The 5847-nt window shown below is 69.6% G+C and carries 1 protein-coding gene; it reads left to right on the top strand.

What is annotated here, in order from left to right:
* Positions 1-5765 (top strand): amino acid adenylation domain-containing protein (locus ACFWPJ_RS22495; RefSeq protein WP_378854298.1); only part of this gene is annotated, 5765 nt, incomplete at its 5' end.
* Between the last annotated feature and the right edge of the window lie 82 nt (positions 5766-5847).

Consider the following 5847-nt stretch of genomic DNA (forward strand, 5'->3'; position numbering starts at 1 on the left):
CGCTGAGCGCGACCAAGGTCGTCGCCCGGCTGAATTCGGCGCTCGGGTCCACCGTCACGCTGCGTGATCTGTTCGACGCGCCCACCGTAGGGCAACTGTCGGCACGGGTCGTCCCGGCCACCGACGGCAAGCCTGGCCGCGTCGCCCTGGCCCCGCGGATCCGGCCTGCCCGGATCCCGCTGTCTCCGGCGCAACAGCGCATGTGGGTGCTCAACCGCCTGGATCCGGCTTCGCCCGCGTACAACATCGCGGTCGCGCTCCGGGTCACCGGCGAGCTGGACGTCGATGCCCTGCGGCGCTCGCTCGCCGATGTCATCGGCAGGCACGAGACTCTGCGCACCATCTACCCCGACGACGAGGACGGACCACGGCAGGTGGTGATCGATGCCGAGGTGGCCGCGCCGGACATCACGGTGCTCGACACCGAAGATGGTGCACCGCTGCGCGATCGGATCAACACAGTGGCGGACAAGGGATTCGATCTCGCCGAGGAACCACCGCTGCGCGTAGGCATCTTCCGCGTCACCGCGCCTACGGCTCACCCGGCGGGCACCGCTCCGGCTGCCGCCGAACATGCGGCGGGCGCCGCGCGGGTTTCCTCCGGTCACTCCATGAGCGGCGCTGAGGACTCCGCGGTGCCCGCGAGTTCCGCGCCGGTACACGTGGTCGTCCTGGTGGTGCATCACATCAGCGCCGACGGCGCGTCGATGGCGCCCCTCGCCATCGACCTGGTCGCCGCCTACGCGGAGCGGTCGGCCGGAGCCGAGAACACTCGGGCACCGCTGGCCGTCCAGTACGCCGACTCCACCCTCGGGCACCGCGAGCGGCACGGCCGCGAGTCCGATCCGGAATCGACTGCCGCGCAGCAGATCCGATACTGGACCGACACGCTCACCGGCGCGCCGGACCAGCTCGAGCTGCCCGCCGACCACCCGCGCCCCGCGGTGCAGTCGATGCGCAGCGCCGACTACGCCTTCACGATCGACGCCGAACTGCACGCCGCCCTGGTGGAATTCGCGGCCGCGCACAACGTCAGCCTGTTCATGGTCGCGCACGCCACGCTGGCGGTCCTGCTGGCCCGGCTCGGCGGCACCGATGACGTGGTGATCGGCACCGCGATCGCCGGCCGCGGCGAGCGGGCGCTGGACGAGCTCGTCGGCATGTTCGTCAACACGCTGGCACTGCGCACTCCGGTCGACCCGAGCGCCGGGTTCACGGAGTTCCTCACCGCAGTCCGGGCGGCCGATCTGGACGCGTTCGCGCATGTCGACGTGCCGTTCGAGCAGCTGGTCCAGGTGCTGAACCCGAGCCGGTCGACCGCGCACCATCCGCTGTTCCAGGTGTTGCTGACCCTGCAGAACTTCGCCGAGCCGGCACTCGAACTACCCGGCCTGCGGTTCGAGGTGGAGGATTTCGACCGAACGTCCTCACAGTTCGACCTGACGCTCGTCCTGCGCGTGCCCTTCGGGGAGACGGGACCCGTCGGCCTGGACGGCGTACTGACCTACGCGACAGACCTGTTCGATCAGGCGACGGCGGCGGCGCTCGTCACCCGGTGGCGCCGCGTGCTCGCCGCGATCCTCGCGCAGCCCGGGGTGCGCATCGCCGATGTCGACATCCTCGATGACACCGAGCGCAGCACTCTGGCGCCGGTGCACGGACCCGACAGTGCCGGGACGGTAATACTTCCGCATCTGCTCGCCGACTCCGTCGCACAGTACCCGGAGCGTCCCGCTCTGGTCGTCGCCGGACACACAACGACATACCGGGAGATGGACGCGCGCACCAACCGGCTGGCGCGGCTGTTGCTCGAAGCGGGCGCAGGCCCGGAAACCGTGGTGGCGCTCGGTCTCCCCCGTTCGGCCGAACTGCTCACCGGTATGTGGGCGGCCGCGAAGATCGGGGCGGCCTTCCTGCCGGTCGACCCGAAGCACCCGGTGGAGCGGATCGATCACATGCTGACAGATTCCGGTGCCCAGGTCGGTCTCACTGTCGCCGCCTGCCGGTCGATGCTGCCGGACAGCACGAACTGGCTCGTGCTCGACGATCTCGAGGTGGTCGAGCGCTGGTCCCGTGCGCGCGGCACCGCCGTGCGCGACAGCGAACTGCCCACACCGATCCGGCCGGACAATCCGGCGTGGCTGATCTACACCTCCGGCTCGACCGGAACACCCAAGGGCGTCTCGGTCCCCCATCGAGGCATCGCCGACATGGTCGCGGCGCAGCGCGCAGTGCTCGGCCTCGACGAACACTCCCGGGTCCTGCAGGTCGCCTCACCGAGTTTCGACGCGTCGGTATTCGAGGCCATCATGGCGTTCGGTACCGGCGGCGCCGCGGTGGTGTCGCCGCCGGATGTGTTCGGCGGCAGCGCACTCGCCGAGCTGATCGAGGCCGAACGGGTGACCCATATGGTGATCACGCCGTCGGCGCTGGCCACCGTCGATCCCGCCGAGGTGTCGAGCGTGCGGGTGCTCGCGGTAGCCGGTGAGGCTGTCGGCGCCGAACTCGTCGAGCGCTGGGCGGCGGACCGCACGGTGGTCAACCTGTACGGACTGACCGAATCCACCATCTGGACAACGGCTTCCGCTCCCCTCGTCGTCGGCGCGCCGGTTTCCCTCGGTACGCCGATACGGGGCGCGGCCGTGCTGGTCCTCGACAATCGGCTGCGCCCGGTTCCAGTCGGCGTCGCGGGTGAGCTGTACCTCGCCGGACCTGCCCTGGCCCGCGGTTACCACGCCCGGCCGAGCCTGACCGCCGCCCGCTTCCTTGCGAATCCCTTCGGCCCTGTGGGAGAACGGATGTTGCGCACCGGCGATCTGGTGCGCTGGACGCGTTGCGCGGCGGACGTGGAGCTGGAGTACATCGGCCGCACCGACTTCCAGGTCAAGGTGCGCGGACAACGCATCGAGCTCGGCGAGATCGACGCCGTGCTCGGGCGCGCCGACGGCGTCGACTTCGCGGTGACGCTCGGTGTCCCCGGGCCGACGGGGGCGAAGGCTCTGGCGGCCTACCTGGTGCGCGCGCCGGGGGCCGAGCTCGACCTCGGCCGGGTTCGTGCCCTCGCGGAGGACACCCTGCCCGCGCACATGGTACCATCCGCTTTCGTCGTGCTGGAAGCGATTCCACTCGATGCCGTCGGCAAACTCGACCGGAAGGCGCTGCCCGCACCGGAATTCACGGTCGAACGGACCGTGTACCGGGCGCCGTCGACACCCACCGAGGAAGCCTTCGCCAGGATCTTCGGTCAGCTGCTCGGTCTCGACACGGTGGGCGCCGATGACTCGTTCTTCGCCTTGGGCGGAGACAGCATCCTCGCCATCCAGCTGGTGTCGCGGGCCAAGCAGGAGGGCATCCGCTGCACGCCGCTGCAGGTCTTCGAGCACCGCACGGTGGCGGCGCTCGCCACCGCCGCCGACGCCGCGGGTGCGGTGGTGACGCTGGACGAGCTGCCCGGCGGCGGTGTGGGCGATATGCCCGTTCCACCGATCGTGCATTACATGCTGGAGCGCGGCGGCGACTACGACCGCTTCGCGCAGACCGCGGTGCTGGAGCTGCCGGTCGGCATCGACCGCGCCCAGATCGTCGCCACCCTCGCGGCCGTCGTCGACCGGCACGACATGCTGCGCGCACGCCTGACGACAGCCGAGGACGGTGCGCCACGACTACTGGTCGGCGAACCGGGCTCGGTCGACGTGGACGCACTCCTGCATCGCATCGAGTTCGCCGCGGCCGATTCCGTCGAGCTGCGCGAATACGCGGTGACCGAGCTCGATTCCGCGATGAACCGGCTCGATCCGGCGACCGGGACTGTGCTGCAGTTCGTCTGGCTCGACCCGGTGGGCGACGCAGGAACACGGACCAGGGCCGGCCGACTCATCGTGGTGGCACATCACTTGGTGATCGATGGCGTGTCCTGGCGCATCCTGGTGCCGGATCTGATCGCCGCCTGGGCGCAGGTTTCGGTCGGCAACACCCCGGTCCTCGCCGAGACGGGCACCTCGATGCGACGCTGGTCGCACGCACTGGCCGACGAATCACGCACGGACAGCAGAGTGTCCGAACTCGAATACTGGCGGCGCGTTGTCGAGGGCCCTGACCCGCTGATCGGTTCCCGCGAGCTCGACGCCACGGCCGATCAGACGCGGACGCTGCGCATGGTGGAACGCGAAGTAGCCGCCGACGTCACCAACGCGCTGCTCACCACGCTGCCCGGCCTCTTCCACGGTGGCGTCGAGGACGCCCTGCTCGCCACCCTGGCGCTCGCGCTGGTGCGCTGGCGCGGCGAGGCCACCGACACCGCGCTGGTTCGGCTCGAAGGCCATGGCAGACAAGAGGAAGTAATCCCCGGCGCCGACCTGTCCCGCACGATCGGCTGGTTCACCAGCATCTACCCGGTGCGGCTCGACCTCACCGGCATCGATGTCGACGACGCGTTGACCGGCGGCCCTGCCATCGGCGCGGCGATCCGTACGGTGAAGCATCAGCTACTCGCGGTGCCGGACAAGGGCATCGGGTTCGGCCTGCTGCGCTACCTGAATCCCGCGACGGCGGCACACCTTCCAGCCCGCCTGCCCGGCCACATCAGCTTCAACTACCTGGGCCGCTACTCGACCGGCGATATCCCCGCCGGACTGGAAGGCATCGGCTGGCTGCCGACCGACGAACTCGGCGACCTGCACGCTGCCGAACATCCGGACGTGCCACTGCAATCCGCGATCGATGTGAGCGCGGTGGTCATCGGTGACCGGCTGAAGGCGAGCTTCGGCTTCCCCGCGACACTGCTCGAAGAGAACGCGGTGGCCGAGCTGGCCGACCTGTGGATCGACGCGCTCGGCGCGGCCGCGCATTTCGCCGAGACTCCCGCCGCACAGACGGCCGCTGCCGAGGAATCCGCGGCACGCGCGGCGGCCGCCGCCATGCCCCTCGCGGGCGGACTCGGTCTCGATGTGTTGCTGCCCATCCGGCTCGGCGGCACCGAGCCGGCTCTGTTCTGCATCCACCCGTCGTCCGGAGTCGCCTGGACCTACCTCGGCTTCGCGGACGCGCTGCGACCCGGCCGACCGATCTACGGCCTGCAGGCTCCGGATCTCGAGGGCCGTGAACCACCCGCCCGCTCGATCGAGGACTTCGCCGACCGGTACATCCGCGAGATCCGCGCCGTGCAGCCCGAGGGTCCATATCACGTGCTCGGCTGGTCGTCCGGCGGCCTCATCGCACACGCCATCGCGACCAAGCTCCGGGAGGCGGGCGACACGGTGGGTGTCGTCGCGCTCCTGGACGCCGATACCGCCGACATCGACGGTGACAGCATCGAGCAACTCACCGCGGGCGGCTTCGTCAACGCGTTCGGCTCGGTCATCGGCATCCACGATGTGCCCGCCGAGGCCACCGCGCAAGAAGCCGCCGAGGCGATCCGCGAGCGACTCGGTGGCGTATCGCTGATCGACGCGGACACCCTCGAACGGCTGGCCGCGTCGTACAACGCCTCGGCACGAACCAGAACCGGATATCGGCGCCCGGTGTTCGACGGCGACATCGTCTATTTCAGCGCGACCATCGACACCTCCGACATCTTCGGTCCGGACGGCTGGCGGCCCTATGTGACCGGCGAAATCAGCAACCACGACATCGATGTCACCCACTACGAAATGACCGCACCCCACGTGCTGCCGATCATCGCGCGAGTACTCGACGAACATCTGGGATATGAGTCCGTACAACCGGCCTGGTCAGATGCCGAGACCGGCACGGAGAGTGGGCCATGAGTCGTGTAGCGCCTGTTGCCAGTACGGCCAGGAATGGGTGCCGAACTTTGTGTACTGCACAGTGGGTCGCAGGCCCGCAACC

It is taken from the genome of Nocardia sp. NPDC058497, assembly GCF_042720195.1.
In the GTDB taxonomy this organism is placed as follows: Bacteria; Actinomycetota; Actinomycetes; order Mycobacteriales; family Mycobacteriaceae; genus Nocardia.